This is a genomic window from Ruegeria sp. YTSB088, from assembly GCF_059609825.1.
Map to the genome: position 1 here is coordinate 1 of NZ_JBXWMM010000004.1, position 17,113 is coordinate 17,113.

Sequence of the window (17,113 nt, forward strand, 5' to 3'; positions counted from 1 at the left end):
TCCCAAACGCATGCTCAATCCCGTGCATCTGCAGAACCTTAACAAACGCCTCTTCCGTCGTCATCTTCATGTGGGTGATTCCTTATCTTTTCAGGACGCTGAAGCCCCTGTGAGTTACAGTATTTCGTCTTTGAGGTAGTAGCCGACATACGCCATGCGTTGTCCCAGACGGCGAAACGGCGTCAGGATGCCGTGGCTCGGCAACGGGGACGTGAAGATCGGCAGCTCAAATGCCTTGTCCTTCTTGCCTGCAACCAGCTGCGCCATGCGTCGTCCGGCCTGGGCCGAGTACATCACGCCATTGCCGCCGTAACCCATGGCGTAGAACACGCTCTGCTCAGGATCCGGCCGGAAAATGCGCGGCATCATATCGTGGCTGACATCAACCCAGCCCCACCAGGAATAGTCGAGGTTGATATCCTTTAGCGCCGGGAACTTGCGGGCAAGTCCCTTCTTCAGCATGTCCAGATGTTTGCCGTTCTCGGCATCACGCCCTGTCACCGCGCTGCGGCTGCCGATCTGCATCCGATTGTCCGGCAAAAGGCGGTAATAGTGGCGCAGCGTTCGGGTGTCCGTCAGGGGGGATTTGGTCTGGATACCGCATTCATCCAGCTCGGCCTGTGTCAGAGGTCGTGTCACCATCGAGTTTGACAGGATTGGCATCAGGCGGTGCCTGGTGCGGTTGTTGAGACCCGGCGGAGTATAGCCCGCCGTTGCCAAGGCAACGGATTTCGCGCGCACAATACCACCCGGTGTACGCAAGTGATGTACTCCGCCTTTGGTCTGCCATCCCATGACCGGGCTGCCGGTGTGGATTTTCACGCCCAGCCTGCGCGCCATGTCGACATAACCGAAGGCCAGCTTGCCGGCGTGGATGCAGGTTCCGTCTGGTTCCCACATCGCGCCTGCGGCCTCCATGTCCCGCACATGTTTTTCATGCAGCTCATCTCGGGACAGGATACGCGAACCATAGCCGAACACATCGTTCAGCAACTTGCTCTCTTTCTTGAGCGACGACATGACTTTTTCACGATGCGCGATGTAGTAATGGCCGCCCGGCTGCGGATCACAATCGATTTCATCCGACGAGATCAGATCGTTGAACAACTCGAAAGCTTCAGTGACTTCGGCATGCATGCCTTTGGCCACATCTGTGCCCCAGCGCTGAATCCATTGCGACCGTTTCAGCCGCCCGGATGAGATCTGGGCCTGCCCGCCATTGCGGGTCGAGCATCCCCAGGCCACGGTATTTGCTTCAAGAACAACCGCTTGGATACCGTGTTCCTTGGCAAGGTGAATGGCAGTGGACAGGCCAGTATATCCCGACCCGATCACCACGACATCCGCATCCAGATCACTGGAGATCGGTCCGTCATCAGCCGGAGGTGTTCCGGCCGTTCCTATCCAATAAGTTGGCGCATGGTCGCGATTGTGACCCGGACCCGCATCCATGATGGGGTCATACTTTGGATCATAGCTGGCTTTGGGCCAGTGACGCGGGATGCTGTGGTCCACCATTCTTGTTTTTCTCCGAGGCTGCGCGCAAGGCGGCGGATCAGGCTTTGAACATTGGGCGTGTCTTGCGAAGCGCCTGTTTTACGACGATCTTCCCGTCACGCACGGTAAACAGGTCTGCGCCTTCAGCTTCGACCCGCATACCGTCGGCATCGGTTCCCGAAAAGGTCCACTCGGACACGGCGCGATCGCCGTGGACAAAATGACTGTGGTGATCCCAGTGTGCGTCCTTCATGCCTGCCCAGACGCCTGAGAAGGCAGCGGCGATAGCTTCAGAACCTTCGACTTTGTTGCCGTATTTCTCGTCACCAGCCACGGTGTAGAACACGCAGTCATCGGCGAAATGGGTCATCACACCTTCGATGTCGTGACGGTTGAACGCGTCGAACGTGTCTGCCAGGTCCTGCGCAGTGAGGGTATTGCTCATGGTCTTGTCTTTCGTGGTTTTTCAGTTGGATGTTTCGTCGTCCCGGTATGGAACGACGAGCGTGGGGATATCTGCACGGCGAAGCACACGCTTGGCGACTGTGCCAAGGAACGTATGCGAGAATCCGTGATCGTGGGCGCCCAAAACGATCAGGTCGCAATTGAGCTGATGTGCGCGTCGCAGAATCACTTCGGCGGGGTGTCCGTCGATGATTTCGATCGTTTCGATCTGATCCTGGATACCGCGATCAGCTTCGGGTAATGCAGCCCAGAATGCCTTTTGCCGCTCGGTCAGCACCGCCTTGACGTGGTCATGACGCGCTTTCAGAGCTTCATTGCGCGAGCCTGTATCTTGCATGAACATGCGAAGAGTTATCAGCGCGTCGTCGCTGAGGGGCTCGGAGACGTGCAGAACATGTAATTTTGCCCCTGTTGACGCGGCCAGGCTGGCCGCGTGCTTTAGGGCATAGGTGGAATTTCGCGACAGATCTGTCGCGAAAAGGATCTGCGTAATTGTTTGTTTCATGGTTTCAGTTCCCTTTTCCGTTCATTCGCGCCTAGTAACCGAACACGCGCGGCAGCCAGAGCGATATCTCGGGGAAGAACGCAATGATGAAGATCGCAATCGTGTTGATGAAGGCGAACGGCAGGGCGCGTAACGAAATCTCTTCAATCGAGATCTTCGATATCCCCGACGCGATGAACAGGTTTTCACCCAGCGGTGGTGTCTGGAACCCGATGCCCAGCGTACAGACCATAACCACACCAAAGTGGATCGGATCTATGCCCACGCTATAAGCTACGGGCAGCATCACCGGAACCAGGATCAGGATGGTTGCAAGTGTCTCCATGAACATGCCGACGAACAGCAGGAACAGGATCACAAGTGTCCAGATCACATAGATGTTGTCAGTAAAAGACAACATACCTTGCGCGATCACAGCCGGCACCTGGTTTTCAACCAATAGACGCCCGAATACTGTTGCCGTGAACATGATCAGAAGAACCCGACCGGTCAGCCAAGTGGTGGTTTCCAACGCACCGAACAGACTGCTCCACGACAGCTCGCGATAGATGAACGCGCCCACGATCAGCGTGTAGAAGATCGCAACAATGGCCGCTTCTGTCGGCGTGAAGTAGCCTGAATAGATGCCACCAAGGATCACCACCGGTGCCATCAGCGCCCAGAAGCCGCGATACATCTCGCACCACATAAGGCGTGCAGACCAGCCATCCGTACTGCCGGTGTAGTTGTTCTTTTTCGCTAGAATGTAGTTCATCAGCAGCAGGCTGCCTGCGATCAGGAAGGCGGGCATAAATCCAGCGATAAAGAGCTTCGGAATCGAAACGGTCTGGAACTGGCCGAATTCTTCTACAGCTTCAGGTGGGGGCGGCATGCCCAATGCAGCGATGCCAAAAATGATCAGCGGGATCGACGGTGGGATAACGATGCCCAGACCACCTGACGAGGCAGTTATGGCCGATGCAAAACCCTTCGAATAACCGCGATCGATCATGGCCGGGATCATCAGCATGCCAACGGCGGCAGTCGTTGCCGGGCCAGAACCAGAGATAGCACCGAAGAACAGGCAAGCCATGACGGTTGCAGCCGACATGCCGCCTGTGAACGGACCCGCGAAGCTTTCGGCGACATTGATAAGCCGTCGCGACAGCCCCGAGGCCTCCATCAAAGCACCAGCCAGAATGAAAGCGGGTAACGCCATCAGCGGGAAGGACCCAACCGAGGTAAAGGCGATCTGTACGAATTTGATCGGGTTTTCACCCAAGTAAAGAAAGGTGATCAAGGTTGAGACGCCAAGCGCCACGGTGATCGGAGCACCGATGAACAGCAGAAAGAGAAATCCGCCGAACAGCAGTGGGATAATTTCAGCGCCCATTACTTTTCTCCCTCAGAGCTGGAAGTGGTGTGGCTATGGCTTTCGGCCTCGGCTTTGACAGCATCTAGATCAATCGAATCCGGATCGACTATCTCTTCATCCAGCACGAGTTTTCGGTAATTCACCTGAATCACGCGGATGGTCATAAGGGTGAATGCGATAGGCAAGACGATATAGACCCAGCTCAGGTGGAACCCGAGGGTCTGCGACGACTGAAATCGATTCATCTTGTTGAAGATGAAATCAATCGCCAGATAGACGAAAACGACATTGAAGAAGATCCAGAAGAGATCCGCGAATGCCTCGATGTATTTGATCGCGCGGGGCGACAGGAACTTGAACTGAAACGTCACCCGGTTATGGGCGCCCATCTTTGCCGCGTAGCTGGCGCCAAAGAAGACAAACCAGACGAACATGTAGATCGACAGTTCTTCGACCCAGGAAAACGAGAACGCAAATAGCGTTCTCACGATAACCTGAAGAAACAACAGACAAACGAATATCGCCAACAACGTGCGACAGATATAGCTTTCGATGTTGTCTACAAATCCCCAAAATTTCGACATCTGACCCTCCCTTTTTGTAGGGGGCACCGTCAGGCACCCCCCATTTCATTGACCTTTTGGTCCTTGCTTATTGCGAAACCGGCTCGCGGCCGATTTCAGCCAGCACAGCGTTGAGCTTTTCGACGCCACCGATGCTTTCATAAAACTTCGGCCACACGGCGGTGGTTGCCAGTTCGATGAATTCGGCCTCGTCGTTCTCAGGGTCGACGATTTCCATGCCTTTTTCGATCAGGATCTCTTTGATCTCAGCTTCCTTCTCGCGCAAGAAGTCGGCAGACGCCTGTGTCGCGGCTTTACCGGCTTCAAGAATGATCGCCTGATCTTCGGCGGACAGTTCCTGGAATACCTGCTCGGAAATGATGAGCGGTTCGATGGAGAAGATGTATCGGATGTTTGTCACATACTTCTGAACTTCGTAGAACTTCATCGCGTTGATGGTGGTGTAAGGGTTGTCCTGACCGTCAACAACTTTGGTCTGCAGTCCGGCGAAAGTTTCCGACCATGCCATCGGCGTCGGGCTGATACCCCAAGACTTATACGTGTCGATCATGATCTCGTTCTTGGGAACGCGGATCACGAGGCCTTCCAGATCGGCAACCGACTTGACCGGCTTTTTTGAGTTGGTGAGAACGCGGAAACCTGTGTAAGTCCAAGCGATGATGCGAACACCGGCGTCGTTGATTGTGTTCTCAGTCAGTTCCTGACCGATTGGGCCCTGGGTCAGCTTTTCGGCGTCCTCAAGGCTGAGGATCACGTAAGGCAGGGTAAACACGCCAACAGTCGGCGAGAACGGGGTAATGTTGTTGATCGCCAGCAGCGACATATCGAGCGTGCCAATGGCCGCGTCGTTGACGGTATCCTGCTCGGATCCGAGCTGACCGTTCAGGAAAAGAGTTGCCGTATGATTGCCACCCGATAGCTCTTCAAGGGCAGCTTTGAAGCCCAGTCCCGTTGCTTCTTGGCTGGAACCCCCGCTGTCGCCAACTGCGATTTTGAAGTTCTTCGCGTCAGCCGCGCCTGCGACCATCAGTGCGGCAACGGATACGGCTGCACTGATGGTGCCTAGCTTCTTGATAAATGACATGGATTTCCTCCCATTTGTCGTGTTTCGAGGTGCGCGCTGACCCGGGGAGAGATAGGCCAGTCCGATTCTACCTCGGCGACACGAAGCTAACTTGCCAACATGGTTTCGTCGTTGTTAATATTTGCGCGAAAGGTTTTACAAATATCAAACATACGATATGAAACAGAACAAACTTGATACCCGGATCGGGGACACCGACATCCGTCTTCTGCGCGTTTTTAAAACCGTCGCGGAAAGTGGTGGAATTACTGCCGCCGAGATCGAGCTGAACATCGGAAAATCGACGATCTCGAAACACTTGTCTGACCTAGAACTGAGGCTTGGCCTGAAGCTGTGCAACCGGGGACCGTCAGGATTTTCACTGACGGAAGACGGCGAGAAGGTGCTGACGGCGGCAGAAGACCTGCTTATTTCCGTGGCGCAGTTCAGAACCGAAGTCAACGAAGTCAAACAGCAATTGGCCGGCAGTATCCGCGTGGCTCTGTTCGATCAATGTACGACCAACCCTGAGGCCCAACTTGCCCGCACCATTCACAAGTTCAATGAGGCCGCACCGGCGGTTCACATTGAACTGTCGCTGGAACCTCCCAACGTGATCGAAACAATGGTCATCAGCGGGCATCTGGATGTCGGCATCATCGCGTTGCACAGACCATCGGCAAGCCTGGACTACACACCGCTCTACGGGGAAAACATGTTCTTGTACTGTGGGCAGGAACACCCCCTGTTTGATCGCCCAGATCCGGAGTTGCATTTGAGTGATCTTCGCAAGTTCAACTACGCCGGCTTGAACGTAAACTCTCCGAACCTCATCGTTGGTCAACAACTGGGGTTTCGACGTGCCGCCAAGGTGCAAAACGAGCAGGCACTGGTTATCCTGATACTTTCAGGCCGCTACCTTGGGTTTCTTCCGGACCATCTGGCGCAGGAATTTGTCGAACAGGGGATTATGAAGCAGGTTTTACCGCGGGAAATCAAATACAGAACCCGTTTCGCGGCCGTAGCCAGGAAACAACCTGCGCCAACACGCGTGGCCAAGTTGTTTCTGGAAACATTGGAAAAGGTGCATTCTCAGGTGCAGTAAGAACGTGCTCAGGGCGTCTTGTTTTCCAAGCCCAAACCCGCCCGCCTAGAAGCAGCGCACGACGCGAGGCCGGTCGGATCAATCGCAGGCTGCGGTAACGATCATTTCGACCTTCAGAACATCACGGGCCAGTTTCGCCTCTCCACAGGCACGGGCCGGGGCGTGGCCCTCCGGCACCCAGGCATCCCAGACCGCGTTCATTTCGGCAAAATCGGCCATGTCCGACAACCAAATCACACATTGCAGGATGCGCCTCTTGTCGCTGCCGGCCTTGGCCAGAAGGTCCTCGACCTTGGCAAGGATGTCACGGGTTTGATCCGCAACCGTTGCGGCATCCGAAACCTGTCCGCACAGATAGGCGGTTCCGTTGTGTTTGACGATGCGGCTCATGCGCTGGCCGGTTTCGATGCGAGTGATGGTCACGACTGCTGTCTCCTGTCACGAAAGGTATCTTCCGACTGGGCGATAGAGTGAAACGATGCCAACTGCCACCCCGGACATTCAACCATCGAATAATCGCCAACCTGCCGTGCGGGATCATTCAACGCGACAGCCCACTTATGTTGGGTGATCAAATATTTCGTTCGGTTTGGAGGTTCGACAAGTGACCTAACCTCTTTGTCGCTCTTCTTCCCAAGGTGGTGTAGTGCGTAGTGAGCCAGTCGGTCAGCGACCTGCAGACAGGTCGTTTTCACCGCTGTTCTTTCTGTCCTGTCTTGCGGTCATCCGCCAACGATCTGGGTGAAACATCCCGGTGTTGGGTGACAAGGAGTTTGACGGAGAAATCCCAGTCTGTTTTCAATCGGCACAGAGTTCCACCGCTCGCCTTAAACTCGGAGCGCCATATGCCACTCGACACTGCCACCACAGTACTTTTTGCATTGCCGCTGCGGGACAGCGAGGTTGGTCAACTGATGTCATTGGTTTTGAAAAAGGACGGGTGGTCATGATCCGCGATGTGTTGCTGCAACCGTATCAGCTGAAACATCTGACGCTGAAGAACAGGATCATGACGACCAGTCATGAACCTGCCTACCCCGAAGACGGCATGCCCAAGGAGCGTTATCGCGCCTATCATGAGATACGTGCGAAAGCTGGTGTTGCCATGACCATGACAGCTGGGTCTGCCACCGTCAGCCGCGACAGCCCGCCGGTATTCAACAACATCCTTGCCTACAAGGACGAGGTCGTACGCTGGATGGCTGAATTGACGGATGCCTGCCATACTCATGGTTGCGCAGTGATGATCCAATTGACCCATCTGGGGCGACGCACGGGTTGGAACAAGGGCGATTGGCTGCCCTCCGTCTCTTCGTCGCATTATCGTGAACCGGCCCACCGGGCTTTTGCGAAGAAGATGGAAGACCATGATATTGAGCGGATCGTGAGCGATTATGCCGATGCAGCCGAACGTATGAAGGCCGCAGGTCTCGACGGAATCGAATTGCAAGCCTATGGCCACCTGATCGATCAGTTCTGGTCACCGCTCACCAATACGATGGACGCGCCCTATGGCGGCAGTCTCGACAATCGGTTGCGGTTCAGCTTCATGGTTCTGGATGCGATCCGCGACCGTGTCGGGACGGATTTCATCGTTGGCGTCCGCTACACAGCAGATGAGGTTGAAAAAGGCGGCATCACCGAAGAAGACGGACTGGAAATCACCCGAAGGCTGCGCGACAGCGGTCAGGTCGATTTCCTGAACGTCATTCGCGGCCGTATTCATACAGACCCTGCCATGACGGATGTGATCCCGGTGCAGGGCATGAAAAGCGCACCACATCTGGATTTTGCCGGGCGCGTACGAGCCGAAATCGGGATGCCTACCTTCCATGCGTCACGCATTCCCGATGTGGCAACCGCACGACATGCAGTGGCGTCCGGGTTGCTGGATATGGTCGGCATGACCCGCGCGCACATGGCCGACCCGATGATCGTGTCCAAAATTCAGGCCGGTCGGGAAGATGACATCCGCCCCTGCGTCGGCGCAACCTACTGCCTGGACCGGATTTATCAGGCCGGTGAAGCCCTTTGCATTCATAACCCTGCTACCGGGCGCGAATTGTCGATGCCGCACGTGATCACCACGGCCAAGTCCCGCCGCCGGGCGGTCATCGTCGGCGCAGGGCCCGGAGGGCTTGAAGCGGCACGGGTTGCGGCAGAACGCGGTCATGACGTTACCGTTCTGGAAGCGGCCTCTGAACCCGGCGGTCAGGTTCGTCTGGCCGCGCAGTCCCGACGCCGGGCCGAGATGATCGGGATCATCGACTGGCGCATGGCGCAATGCGCTGCACGCGATGTCAGGTTCCAATTCAACACGTTTGCAGACGCGGGTGACCTAAAAGCACTTTCGCCCGATATTGTGGTTATCGCGACCGGAGGGTTGCCCGAGACGACGATATTGGAAACCGGCAACGATCTGGCGGTTTCGGCGTGGGACATCCTGTCCGGAGACGTGCACCCGGGCGAAAACGTGCTGATCTACGATGATGCGGGCGACCACCCGGCCCTTATGGCGGCCGAAATCATCGCCGAGTCCGGTTCGCGGGTTGAGATCATGACCCGCGACCGCAGCTTTGCGCCTGAGATCATGGGCATGAATCTGGTGCCATATATGCGTGCGCTGCAAAAAACGGGAGCGCTGTTCACCGTAACCCGGACGCTGAAATCGTTGGTACGCTCAGGCAATCAACTGGAAGCCGCCATTGGAACGGATTACTCGGATCTTGTTGAAAAGCGCATGTATGATCAGGTGATCGTCAATCAGGGCACCTTGCCTCTGGACGATCTCTATTTCGAACTCAAGCCGCTTTCGCGAAATTTTGGCGCTGTGGATCACGACGCTCTTGTCGCGAATTCGGGTGACGTGTTTCCGCTGGTGAACCCGAAGGCTGACTTTGATCTGTATCGGATCGGAGACGCCGTTTCCTCGCGCAACATACACGCAGCAGTCTATGATGCGCTGCGGCTTGGCCTTCGGTGGTGACGCCGTCAGAGAATGCGCTTTGAACACGTACCACCGATTACCTGTACGGCATGAAACCACTTTTGCGCCCGAACGAAAAGGACCGGACATGAGCAATATTGAGGTCATCGAGACTGTTTGGATACCGCTACCTGACGGCACGAAACTCGCGGCGCGCCTGTGGCTGCCGGAAAACACGAAGATCGTCCCTGTGCCCTGCATCCTGGAATACATCCCCTATCGTCGTCGGGACAGAACACGGATGCGGGATGAAAGCATGCACCCGCATTTTGCGGACGCCGGCTATGCATCAATCCGCGTTGACATCCGGGGTTACGGTGACAGTGACGGCGTCTCCGAAGACGAGTATTCGCATCAGGAAATTCAGGACGGTCACGACGTCATCCAGTGGATTGCCGATCAGGACTGGTGCGATGGAAATGTCGGAATGTTCGGCAAAAGCTGGGGGGCATATAACGCGTTTCAGGTGGCGGCGACACGTCCTCCGGCGTTGAAGGCGATAGCCCCGGTTATGGGCACAGACGACCGGTGGCGCGAGGACATTCACTTTTACGGCGGATGTCTGGCCAACGACAATTTCTGGTGGGGCTCGATCATGCAGCTGTACAACGCCATGCCACCAGACCCAGAGATTGTCGGCGCGGACCGCTGGCTTGACATGTGGCGCGAGCGGTTGGAAGGCGCTGAGTTCTGGCCGGCCATGTGGCTGGAGCACCAGACCCATGACGAGATGTGGCGGCGCGGTTCGATCTGCGAGAATTATGCCGACGTGGATGTGCCGGTCTACTTTTTCGGCGGTTGGATGGATCTGTACCGGGATACGCCATTCCGCATCGCCGAACACCTAAGCGGACCGGTCAAGATCCTGATGGGGCCATGGGCGCATCTTTACCCGCATGAAGGGGTGCCCGGCCCCAAGGCTGATTTCGTCGGAGAGGTCATCCGGTTCTGGGATCACTGGCTGAAGGGAAAAGACACAGGGTTGATGGACGAACCGCCCTTGCGGTTTTTCCTTCAAGACAGCACAGCGCCGACCGGAACGCATCTGGAACGCACGGGGCGCTGGGTCGAAGAGCCGAGCTGGCCGTCACCGAATATCACCAATACGTCCCTTTGGCTGAATGAGCTGACGCTTGAGGCAGACCCCGTTTCCGGAGCAGAGCTTGCGATTTGCTCGCCGCAAAGCTTTGGGGCAGCCGCAGGTGATATGTGCTCTTTCGCCATACCCGGCGACATGGCGGCAGACTGCCGGATCGACGCCGCAGGCGCATTGCAGTTCAAAGCGGCACCACTTGAAGACGCACTTGGTATTTTGGGGCAACCGTCCGTCGATCTGAAGGTTTCAGCAGATCAGGCTCAGGGCTTTGTCGTTGCATTGCTGGTGGACGAAGCCCCGAACGGTGCGCAGACACTGATTGCACGGGGATTCTGCAACCTCAACCACCGGCTCAGCGATACAGAACCCACACCGATCACACCCGGAGAGGAGATGGCAGTAACCGTCCCGATGTATGGAACAGGATATCGGGTTCTGTCAGGTCATCGCATCGTTTTGCAGATTGCTTCGGCTTATTGGCCTGTTCTTTGGCCCACCCCCGAACCTGTAACGCTTTCGATAAGGCCGGGTCGCTCGTACCTGTCTCTTCCCATCCGCAACCAGGGCATTGAAACAACAGAACCACGCCCGCTGCCCGAACCGATAGCGTCTGGTGCCCGGCCCAGAAAGACCAAAGTGAGATCGGGCTCGATGGAGCGCTCGGTCCACACGGACCTGACGAATGGCGAGGTAACTCACAGGTTTTTCCTTGACGGAGGTGTCTTCGGGCCGGTGGGTGATTTCCGTCTCGACGATATAGGGACGGTGCTCAGCGACGTGTCAGATCGGAGATATACAATCCGTCCGGGCGACCCGCTTTCGGGTGTTGCCACGATGGAGCAGACCGCCTGTTTCGACCGTGAAGGCTGGTCAGCCAGGATCTGGACCTATTCCGAACAACGAGCAACGGCCACCGAGTTTCATTTGATCTCGCGCTTGAAGGCATGGTCGGGGGAGGAGCTGATCTTTAAAGAAGAGAATTCGCATGTCATTCCGCGCAACGGAATGTAGTTGAAAACACTGTAGAACAATTGCGTTGAAACCCTTTGACGGGACTTGCCTTTGCAGTCCTGTCAATCCAACCGAATGGTTCAAGCCTGTGCGGGAATGTCTGGACGGGTCTGTCGTTGCACCATGTGCCGGTCAGAAACCCAAAGCGCTGCCGGATTTGATGGTATCCATTGAAACGAAGGTTTTGAACTTTCGAATATTTCCGTTTTCAAAGAACATCCGGCGGGTGAAATCTTCGTAAACCGCCATGCTTTCGACGACCACGACAACCATGAAATCCACCTCTCCGGTCACATAATAGCATTGCTGGACTTCCGGAGCATTCAGCAAGGTTTTCTTGACGGCATCAATCTCGTCAGGGGTTTCGCTGACCAGTTCAAGTTCGACAAAGATGGTAAGCTGAAGACCAACGGCTGCCGGATCAACAATGGCGACATTGGCGCGGATCACGCCCTCGGCCTCCATCCGGCGGATACGGCGCTGCACAGAGGGTGCAGACAGGTTTACGGCCTCGCCAATCTTGTGCTGCGTGGTTTTGTTGTCTTTCTGCAGGATCCGCAGGATCGCGCGGTCGAACTCGTCTAATTGTGTCATGTGAAAGAAACTTGCATGATATGCATCAAACTAGAGCCCTTTTTTCAGGTCAGTTGCAATAAAATTGTTCCGACCACGTTCACAATGCATCGAAGGGAAAGAGTCGCCGTGACCGCATTGACAGAAAGCCTGCCTGCGTTGCGCCATGAGTTTCATCGCAACCCCGAGCTTGGATTTCAGGAAAACTGGACCAAAGCACGGATCGCCGGGCATCTGCGAAGCTTGGGCATCGAGGTATACGAAGGTGTCGGCGTTGTGGGTGTCTTGAAGTCAGGCAACGGCAACCATGCCATCGGGTTGCGCGCGGATTTCGACGCGCTGCCGATCACCGAGGTCAATACGTTTGCCCACAAGTCGCAGAACGAAGGTGTCATGCATGCCTGTGGACATGATGGCCACACGGTGATGCTGCTTGGGGCCGCCGAATTGCTGGCCAAAGATCCGGAGTTTGACGGCACGGTTGTCTTCCTGTTTCAGCCCAATGAAGAGCATGGGCTTGGGGCAAGGGCGATGATCGATGAGGGCGTTTTGCGGACCTTCCCGATTCAAGAGGTTTACGGCGCACACAATCTGCCCGGTGAGCCTGTTGGCCGGGTTTCAACCCGTGCCGGAGTGATCTGTTGCAGTGAAAGCCTGTTCGAGATCACGATTACCGGTCAGGGCGGTCATGCCTCGATGCCCCATGTCGGGCGCGAAACGATCACGCCTGCGGCGGAACTGGTATTGGCCCTGCAAACCATAGTTTCACGCAAGCTTGCACCTTCATCCGGCGCGGTTGTGTCAGTAACCGAGTTCATCACCGACGGGCAGCGAAATGTGCTTCCGGGGTACACGGTTCTGAAAGGTGACGCTCGGGCCATGTCACCGGAAGACCGTACGTTGATAGAGCGCAATATGCGCCAGATCGCAGCCGGTGTGGCCGAAAGCCATGGCGTCGAAGTGACTGTGGATTTCCGCACCGAGTTCATCGAGGCAAACAACGATGCCGATGCCGCATCGCACGTCATTTCAGCGGCAGCAGCCACGGGCCTTGAAGTAGACGGAGACCGCTCTGCCATGTCTTTTTCGGAAGATTTCGCTGAGTTTGCTGCCGTTGTGCCCGGGTGTTTCCTGCTTATTGGCAACGGGACCGAAGGATCTAATGGTCGTCCGCTGCACTCGGCTGATTACGATTTCAACGACGAACTGCTCCCGCTGGGCGCAAAATTCTGGGCAGAGCTGGTGCAGCAGCGCCTGCCGCTGAACCCCTGACAGGACACATGACCATGACAGAAATCATCGCTCATCAGGCAGGCCGGCCGGGTTTTGGCGCCGCTGCCGAAACCGTATTGACAAAACAGGATTTCGATCGCGCGGCAAAGGAAATCACCCAATGGGAGGGGTATGCGCCCACGCCTCTGCATTCTTTGCCCGCGTTGGCAGCCGAGATTGGCGTCGCGGAGGTCCACTACAAGGATGAAGGTCCCCGGTTTGGGCTTGGCAGTTTCAAGGCATTGGGGGGTGCATTTGCCGCGTTGCGTGTTCTGCAACGTGAAATATCACGCCGGACGGGCCAGGATGTGTCTTTGGAAAATATCCGCACTGGCCGCTGCGCTGATGAAGTTGCCGGGATCACGCTTGTTTCGGCGACCGATGGCAACCACGGTCGATCCCTCGCGTGGGGGTGCAAACGGTTCGGCGCGCCTTGCCGGATCTACATTCACGCCGAAGTCAGTGAAGGCCGCGCGCAGGCCATGCGTGACCTGGGGGCTGACGTCATGCGCATCGATGGTGACTATGACGCCTCGGTCGATCAATGTCGACGGGAAGCCGACGAGAATGGCTGGTTCGTGGTTTCGGACACATCCTGGCCAGGTTACACCGACCCGCCGCGCGACGTGATGTCGGGCTACGGCGTCATGGTCAAAGAAGTCGTGAATGCAATGGACGCGGCGCCGACGCATGTCTTTCTGCAAGGAGGAGTCGGAGGGCTTGCCGCGGCAGTTGCGGCAGCATTGCGTCAGGCCTGGGGTGATGCCTCTACGCGCGTCGTGGTTGTGGAACCGCATCTGGCCGCGTGTTTGTTCGAAAGCGCAAGGCAGGGGCAAGCCGCGTCTGTAGAAATCGATGAAGAGACCATTATGGCGGGTTTGTCCTGCGGTGTACCGTCTCCGATGGCATGGGAGATTTTGCGCAGTGAAGCCTCGGACTTTCTGACAATCGGCGATGAGCTGATACCGCCAACCGTCCGCCGCCTGGCGCGTCCGCAAGGCGCAGATCCGGTGATCGAAGCCGGAGAGAGCGGCGTTGCCGGATTGGCTGCATTGATTGAAGCGGCAAACAACCAAAAGCTTTTCCAGAAGCTTGGTTTGACGGCGCAGTCTCGTGTTTTGACGATCGGATCCGAAGGTGTGACGGATCCCGATATCTATGCCCTGATCATGCAAGGCGACGTGTAGCTCAGCCGCGTTTCTTGCGGTCGCAGATGCCAATCAGCTTAGTCCAAAACCCAGTTGCAATGGGTCCCAAGACGGTTGAATCCGACATATTGGCCTGCAACGGAGAAGTTCCATCAAACGACATTTCGATGTCGTAGGAGTTGTATACAGGCCTGCCCCGCATGAGTAGCCGTTGGCTATGATACGCGCGTTAAATGAAAACTGGGCGCTGTTCCTTGGGATGTTCATGCTAATGGTTGCCAACGGTCTGTTGGCGACGTTGCTGACGATCCGGGGGGCCAGCCTGGGCTTTAGTGACTTCACGATTTCCGTCATGCAGGCAAGCTATCCCTTGGGCGCGCTTGCGGGGACGGCGCTTGCCCCAAGGCTGGTCGAAAATGTCGGGCATATTCGGGCATTTTCGGCCCTCGCCTCGCTGGTTTCAATTGCGGCCATTGTGCATCTGCTGACCAGCGACGCGATCAGCTGGAGCGTGATGCGCTTGCTGGGAGGGTTTTGCTATCCAGGGCTTTACGTCATCACCGAAAGCTGGCTGAACGCAAAAAGCGAAAACAGCATGCGTGCTCAGGTTCTGTCGCTGTATTTCATTATTCAGCTTGCCGGCCCAGCCCTCGGAACGGCCATGGTCGGTTTCCCCGACCCCACCGGAAACCTTCTGTTCGGCCTTGTTTCCATCCTGATTTCGCTGTCGATCGTGCCGCTTCTTCTGTCGGGCAACAGGGCGCCGGAATATGCCGCACCGGAACGCATGTCGGTTCCCGTGCTTTACAAGGTTTCGCCCATCGCAGTCATCGGCATCGTTCTGGTCAGCATCGGTGTCGCGGCGTCCTACATCTCGTTGCCGCTTTATGCGTTGCAAAACGGCTTTACGACGGCGCAGGCGTCAGGGGCGCTGGTGGCGGCGTTGATCGCCGGTGCGGTGGTACAATACCCGATCGGCTGGCTGTCTGATCACACGGACAGACGCTATGTGGTCATTGGGCTGGGCGTTATAACGACCCTGTCCAGTCTTTGGATGACCATCGATACATCACCGTCTCATATCGTCTATGGTTTTGTACTGATCGCAATCGGGCTGTACCCTGCGTATTCGATCCTGACGGCGCATGCCAATGATCAACTCAAGCTGTCTCAGATCGTTCCGGCCAGTGGCACGATGGTGCTGCTACTGAATGTCGGCCTGCTGGTGGGAACCATGCTGGGACCGAACTCTATCTCTTTGTTCGGCGGGCGCGGTCTTCAGTTTCTTCTGGCGGCTATCGGTATTGCGGTCGCCCTTTTCGCATTGATCCGGCGTGTTCAGGTGGCCGCGCCCACCGACACCGGCGATGTGCAGGTCGTGGGGATTATCGGCACCGGGCAACCCGGGGTTTTGCAGGCCGAAACCTGGGTTCAGGAAGAAGAAACTAGGGCAGACCCGGACTCATCCCACGGGTTCAAAGCATAGGCTGTTTCATTCGCGTCAAGCGCGACGGAAGTCGTGCCAATGTGGCGGTCAAACGGAGATCGAAGCCGCCTTTGAAGCACCGGACCATTCTGCACCACAGGACCCCGTCAGAAATCCGTCGCTCAACCGAATATCAGGATCAGCACCACGCAGGGCGCGCTCCAGTTCGCCCTGGGGAAGATCGCCGTCGATACGCTTTCGATACAGTTCGCACAGTTGATGGAAGCCGCCAGATTGCGGTGACAGGCGCAATGCCGAGATGCCAACCTGTTTCAGCAGGTCGATCTGATGGTCCGTACAGGCATAGCTGTCTGACAGGGTCTGCACCCCGTTCATTGCCATGAACGGCTTGCCGTCACCCGTAAGAACGTCCAACCCATCCGGATCGTCTTCGCAGGCAAACTGGCAATTGTCCTTGCTGCGCCCATGCAATCGCGCGTGGTAACAGCGCCCGGAAATGGCCAGCGGCAACCTGCCATGCCCCCATATTTCGATCGCGACACCCAAGTCCGAGGCAGCTTGCGCAAGCGTTTTGACCGAAGCGACGGGCAGTTCCGGCGGAAGACAAACCCGGCGCGCACCCCGAGCGGCCAACCATTTCAAAGTGCCTTCGTTGTAGACATTCACCAACGGGCCAACGGTGAACGTGCAGGTGCCGGGCAAATGTGCCAACGCGGTCAGATCGTTGATCTCGACCATGACGCCCATTTCTGTAAGCTCAGCCGTGAGTTTGCGCTCGCGTTTCAGAGTCACCAGGGCCAGGCTTGTCAGCGCAACCTCTTTGCCCGCTTCGACCAATCGGGAAATCGCCTCGGGGATACGATCCTGATAAAATGGCAATCGCTTGGAACAGACCAGTTCTCCGAGCACGACGCGGTCGACGGGCGATCGGGCCAGATCATCGTAAAACGCAGCCCAGGTTTCGGCGGGCCAGAAGAACTGGTTCGGGCCTACTGTCAGTTCCATCG

The 17,113-nt window shown here is 56.5% G+C and carries 15 protein-coding genes; 6 read left to right on the forward strand and 9 right to left on the reverse strand.

What is annotated here, in order from left to right; all coding sequences use genetic code 11:
- Positions 1 to 114: 114 nt before the first annotated feature.
- From AC2FFA_RS07540 to AC2FFA_RS07565, 6 genes are all read right to left on the reverse strand, one after another.
- The gene (locus AC2FFA_RS07540; RefSeq protein WP_496850890.1) at positions 115 to 1,518 is read right to left on the reverse strand and encodes an NAD(P)/FAD-dependent oxidoreductase; all 1,404 of its coding nucleotides are present in this window, start codon (positions 1,516 to 1,518) and stop codon (positions 115 to 117) included.
- Between the two features lie 37 nt (positions 1,519 to 1,555).
- Positions 1,556 to 1,942 (reverse strand): nuclear transport factor 2 family protein, encoded by a 387-nt coding sequence (locus AC2FFA_RS07545; protein WP_496850892.1) that lies wholly within the window; start codon positions 1,940 to 1,942, stop codon positions 1,556 to 1,558.
- Between the two features lie 21 nt (positions 1,943 to 1,963).
- Complete coding sequence (locus AC2FFA_RS07550; protein WP_117873625.1) at positions 1,964 to 2,467, reverse strand: universal stress protein; 504 nt, start codon at positions 2,465 to 2,467, stop codon at positions 1,964 to 1,966.
- A gap of 31 nt (positions 2,468 to 2,498) precedes the next feature.
- On the reverse strand, positions 2,499 to 3,839 hold the full coding sequence (locus tag AC2FFA_RS07555; protein WP_117873627.1) for a TRAP transporter large permease: 1,341 nt from the start codon (positions 3,837 to 3,839) through the stop codon (positions 2,499 to 2,501).
- Complete coding sequence (locus AC2FFA_RS07560) at positions 3,839 to 4,405, reverse strand: TRAP transporter small permease (protein ID WP_117873629.1); 567 nt, start codon at positions 4,403 to 4,405, stop codon at positions 3,839 to 3,841. The genes AC2FFA_RS07555 and AC2FFA_RS07560 overlap by 1 nt, the downstream gene beginning before the upstream one ends.
- A gap of 67 nt (positions 4,406 to 4,472) precedes the next feature.
- A complete protein-coding gene (locus AC2FFA_RS07565) occupies positions 4,473 to 5,489 on the reverse strand; it encodes a TRAP transporter substrate-binding protein (protein WP_117873631.1) in 1,017 nt (338 codons plus the stop codon).
- 157 nt (positions 5,490 to 5,646) lie between these two features.
- Here AC2FFA_RS07565 and AC2FFA_RS07570 point away from each other — a divergent pair, with 157 nt between their 5' ends.
- The gene (locus AC2FFA_RS07570) at positions 5,647 to 6,573 is read left to right on the forward strand and encodes a LysR family transcriptional regulator (protein ID WP_299901817.1); all 927 of its coding nucleotides are present in this window, start codon (positions 5,647 to 5,649) and stop codon (positions 6,571 to 6,573) included.
- A gap of 78 nt (positions 6,574 to 6,651) precedes the next feature.
- Here AC2FFA_RS07570 and AC2FFA_RS07575 read toward each other — a convergent pair whose 3' ends face one another.
- On the reverse strand, positions 6,652 to 6,996 hold the full coding sequence (locus AC2FFA_RS07575; RefSeq protein WP_496850895.1) for a RidA family protein: 345 nt from the start codon (positions 6,994 to 6,996) through the stop codon (positions 6,652 to 6,654).
- A gap of 523 nt (positions 6,997 to 7,519) precedes the next feature.
- On the opposite strand from AC2FFA_RS07575, the gene AC2FFA_RS07580 reads away from it, so the two are divergent.
- Together AC2FFA_RS07580 and AC2FFA_RS07585 are read left to right on the forward strand one after the other, a co-directional pair.
- Entirely contained in the window at positions 7,520 to 9,559 is a 2,040-nt protein-coding gene (locus tag AC2FFA_RS07580; protein WP_496850897.1) for an oxidoreductase, read from the forward strand.
- 88 nt (positions 9,560 to 9,647) lie between these two features.
- Positions 9,648 to 11,666 carry a CocE/NonD family hydrolase gene (locus AC2FFA_RS07585; RefSeq protein ID WP_496850899.1) on the forward strand — a complete coding sequence of 673 codons (2,019 nt, stop codon included), beginning with the start codon at positions 9,648 to 9,650 and terminating at the stop codon, positions 11,664 to 11,666.
- Positions 11,667 to 11,798: 132 nt separating this feature from the next.
- Here the strand turns inward: AC2FFA_RS07585 and AC2FFA_RS07590 are convergent, their stop codons facing one another.
- Positions 11,799 to 12,260, reverse strand: coding sequence for an Lrp/AsnC family transcriptional regulator (locus AC2FFA_RS07590; protein ID WP_117873641.1), 462 nt, complete (start codon positions 12,258 to 12,260; stop codon positions 11,799 to 11,801).
- A 108-nt stretch (positions 12,261 to 12,368) separates the two neighbouring features.
- On the opposite strand from AC2FFA_RS07590, the gene AC2FFA_RS07595 reads away from it, so the two are divergent.
- From AC2FFA_RS07595 to AC2FFA_RS07605, 3 genes are all read left to right on the forward strand, one after another.
- Positions 12,369 to 13,511: an amidohydrolase gene (locus AC2FFA_RS07595; protein ID WP_496850901.1), complete on the forward strand. Its 1,143-nt coding sequence runs from the start codon at positions 12,369 to 12,371 to the stop codon at positions 13,509 to 13,511.
- A gap of 14 nt (positions 13,512 to 13,525) precedes the next feature.
- Positions 13,526 to 14,698: a diaminopropionate ammonia-lyase gene (locus AC2FFA_RS07600; protein WP_496850903.1), complete on the forward strand. Its 1,173-nt coding sequence runs from the start codon at positions 13,526 to 13,528 to the stop codon at positions 14,696 to 14,698.
- Between the two features lie 178 nt (positions 14,699 to 14,876).
- The gene (locus AC2FFA_RS07605) at positions 14,877 to 16,145 is read left to right on the forward strand and encodes an MFS transporter (RefSeq protein WP_117873643.1); all 1,269 of its coding nucleotides are present in this window, start codon (positions 14,877 to 14,879) and stop codon (positions 16,143 to 16,145) included.
- 48 nt (positions 16,146 to 16,193) lie between these two features.
- Here the strand turns inward: AC2FFA_RS07605 and ubiV are convergent, their stop codons facing one another.
- Positions 16,194 to 17,111 carry a ubiquinone anaerobic biosynthesis protein UbiV gene (gene ubiV, locus AC2FFA_RS07610; RefSeq protein ID WP_496683882.1) on the reverse strand — a complete coding sequence of 306 codons (918 nt, stop codon included), beginning with the start codon at positions 17,109 to 17,111 and terminating at the stop codon, positions 16,194 to 16,196.
- Positions 17,112 to 17,113: the final 2 nt, after the last annotated feature.

Excerpts from the sequence above, each read along its gene's own strand:
- AC2FFA_RS07540 (WP_496850890.1), bottom strand. The coding sequence starts at position 1,518 with ATGGTGGACCACAGCATCCCGCGTCACTGGCCCAAAGCCAGCTATGAT.
- AC2FFA_RS07545 (WP_496850892.1), bottom strand. The coding sequence starts at position 1,942 with ATGAGCAATACCCTCACTGCGCAGGACCTGGCAGACACGTTCGACGCG.
- AC2FFA_RS07550 (WP_117873625.1), bottom strand. The coding sequence starts at position 2,467 with ATGAAACAAACAATTACGCAGATCCTTTTCGCGACAGATCTGTCGCGA.
- AC2FFA_RS07555 (WP_117873627.1), bottom strand. The coding sequence starts at position 3,839 with ATGGGCGCTGAAATTATCCCACTGCTGTTCGGCGGATTTCTCTTTCTG.
- AC2FFA_RS07560 (WP_117873629.1), bottom strand. The coding sequence starts at position 4,405 with ATGTCGAAATTTTGGGGATTTGTAGACAACATCGAAAGCTATATCTGT.
- AC2FFA_RS07565 (WP_117873631.1), bottom strand. The coding sequence starts at position 5,489 with ATGTCATTTATCAAGAAGCTAGGCACCATCAGTGCAGCCGTATCCGTT.
- AC2FFA_RS07570 (WP_299901817.1), top strand. The coding sequence starts at position 5,647 with ATGAAACAGAACAAACTTGATACCCGGATCGGGGACACCGACATCCGT.
- AC2FFA_RS07580 (WP_496850897.1), top strand. The coding sequence starts at position 7,520 with ATGATCCGCGATGTGTTGCTGCAACCGTATCAGCTGAAACATCTGACG.
- AC2FFA_RS07585 (WP_496850899.1), top strand. The coding sequence starts at position 9,648 with ATGAGCAATATTGAGGTCATCGAGACTGTTTGGATACCGCTACCTGAC.
- AC2FFA_RS07590 (WP_117873641.1), bottom strand. The coding sequence starts at position 12,260 with ATGACACAATTAGACGAGTTCGACCGCGCGATCCTGCGGATCCTGCAG.
- AC2FFA_RS07600 (WP_496850903.1), top strand. The coding sequence starts at position 13,526 with ATGACAGAAATCATCGCTCATCAGGCAGGCCGGCCGGGTTTTGGCGCC.
- AC2FFA_RS07605 (WP_117873643.1), top strand. The coding sequence starts at position 14,877 with ATGATACGCGCGTTAAATGAAAACTGGGCGCTGTTCCTTGGGATGTTC.
- ubiV (WP_496683882.1), bottom strand. The coding sequence starts at position 17,111 with ATGGAACTGACAGTAGGCCCGAACCAGTTCTTCTGGCCCGCCGAAACC.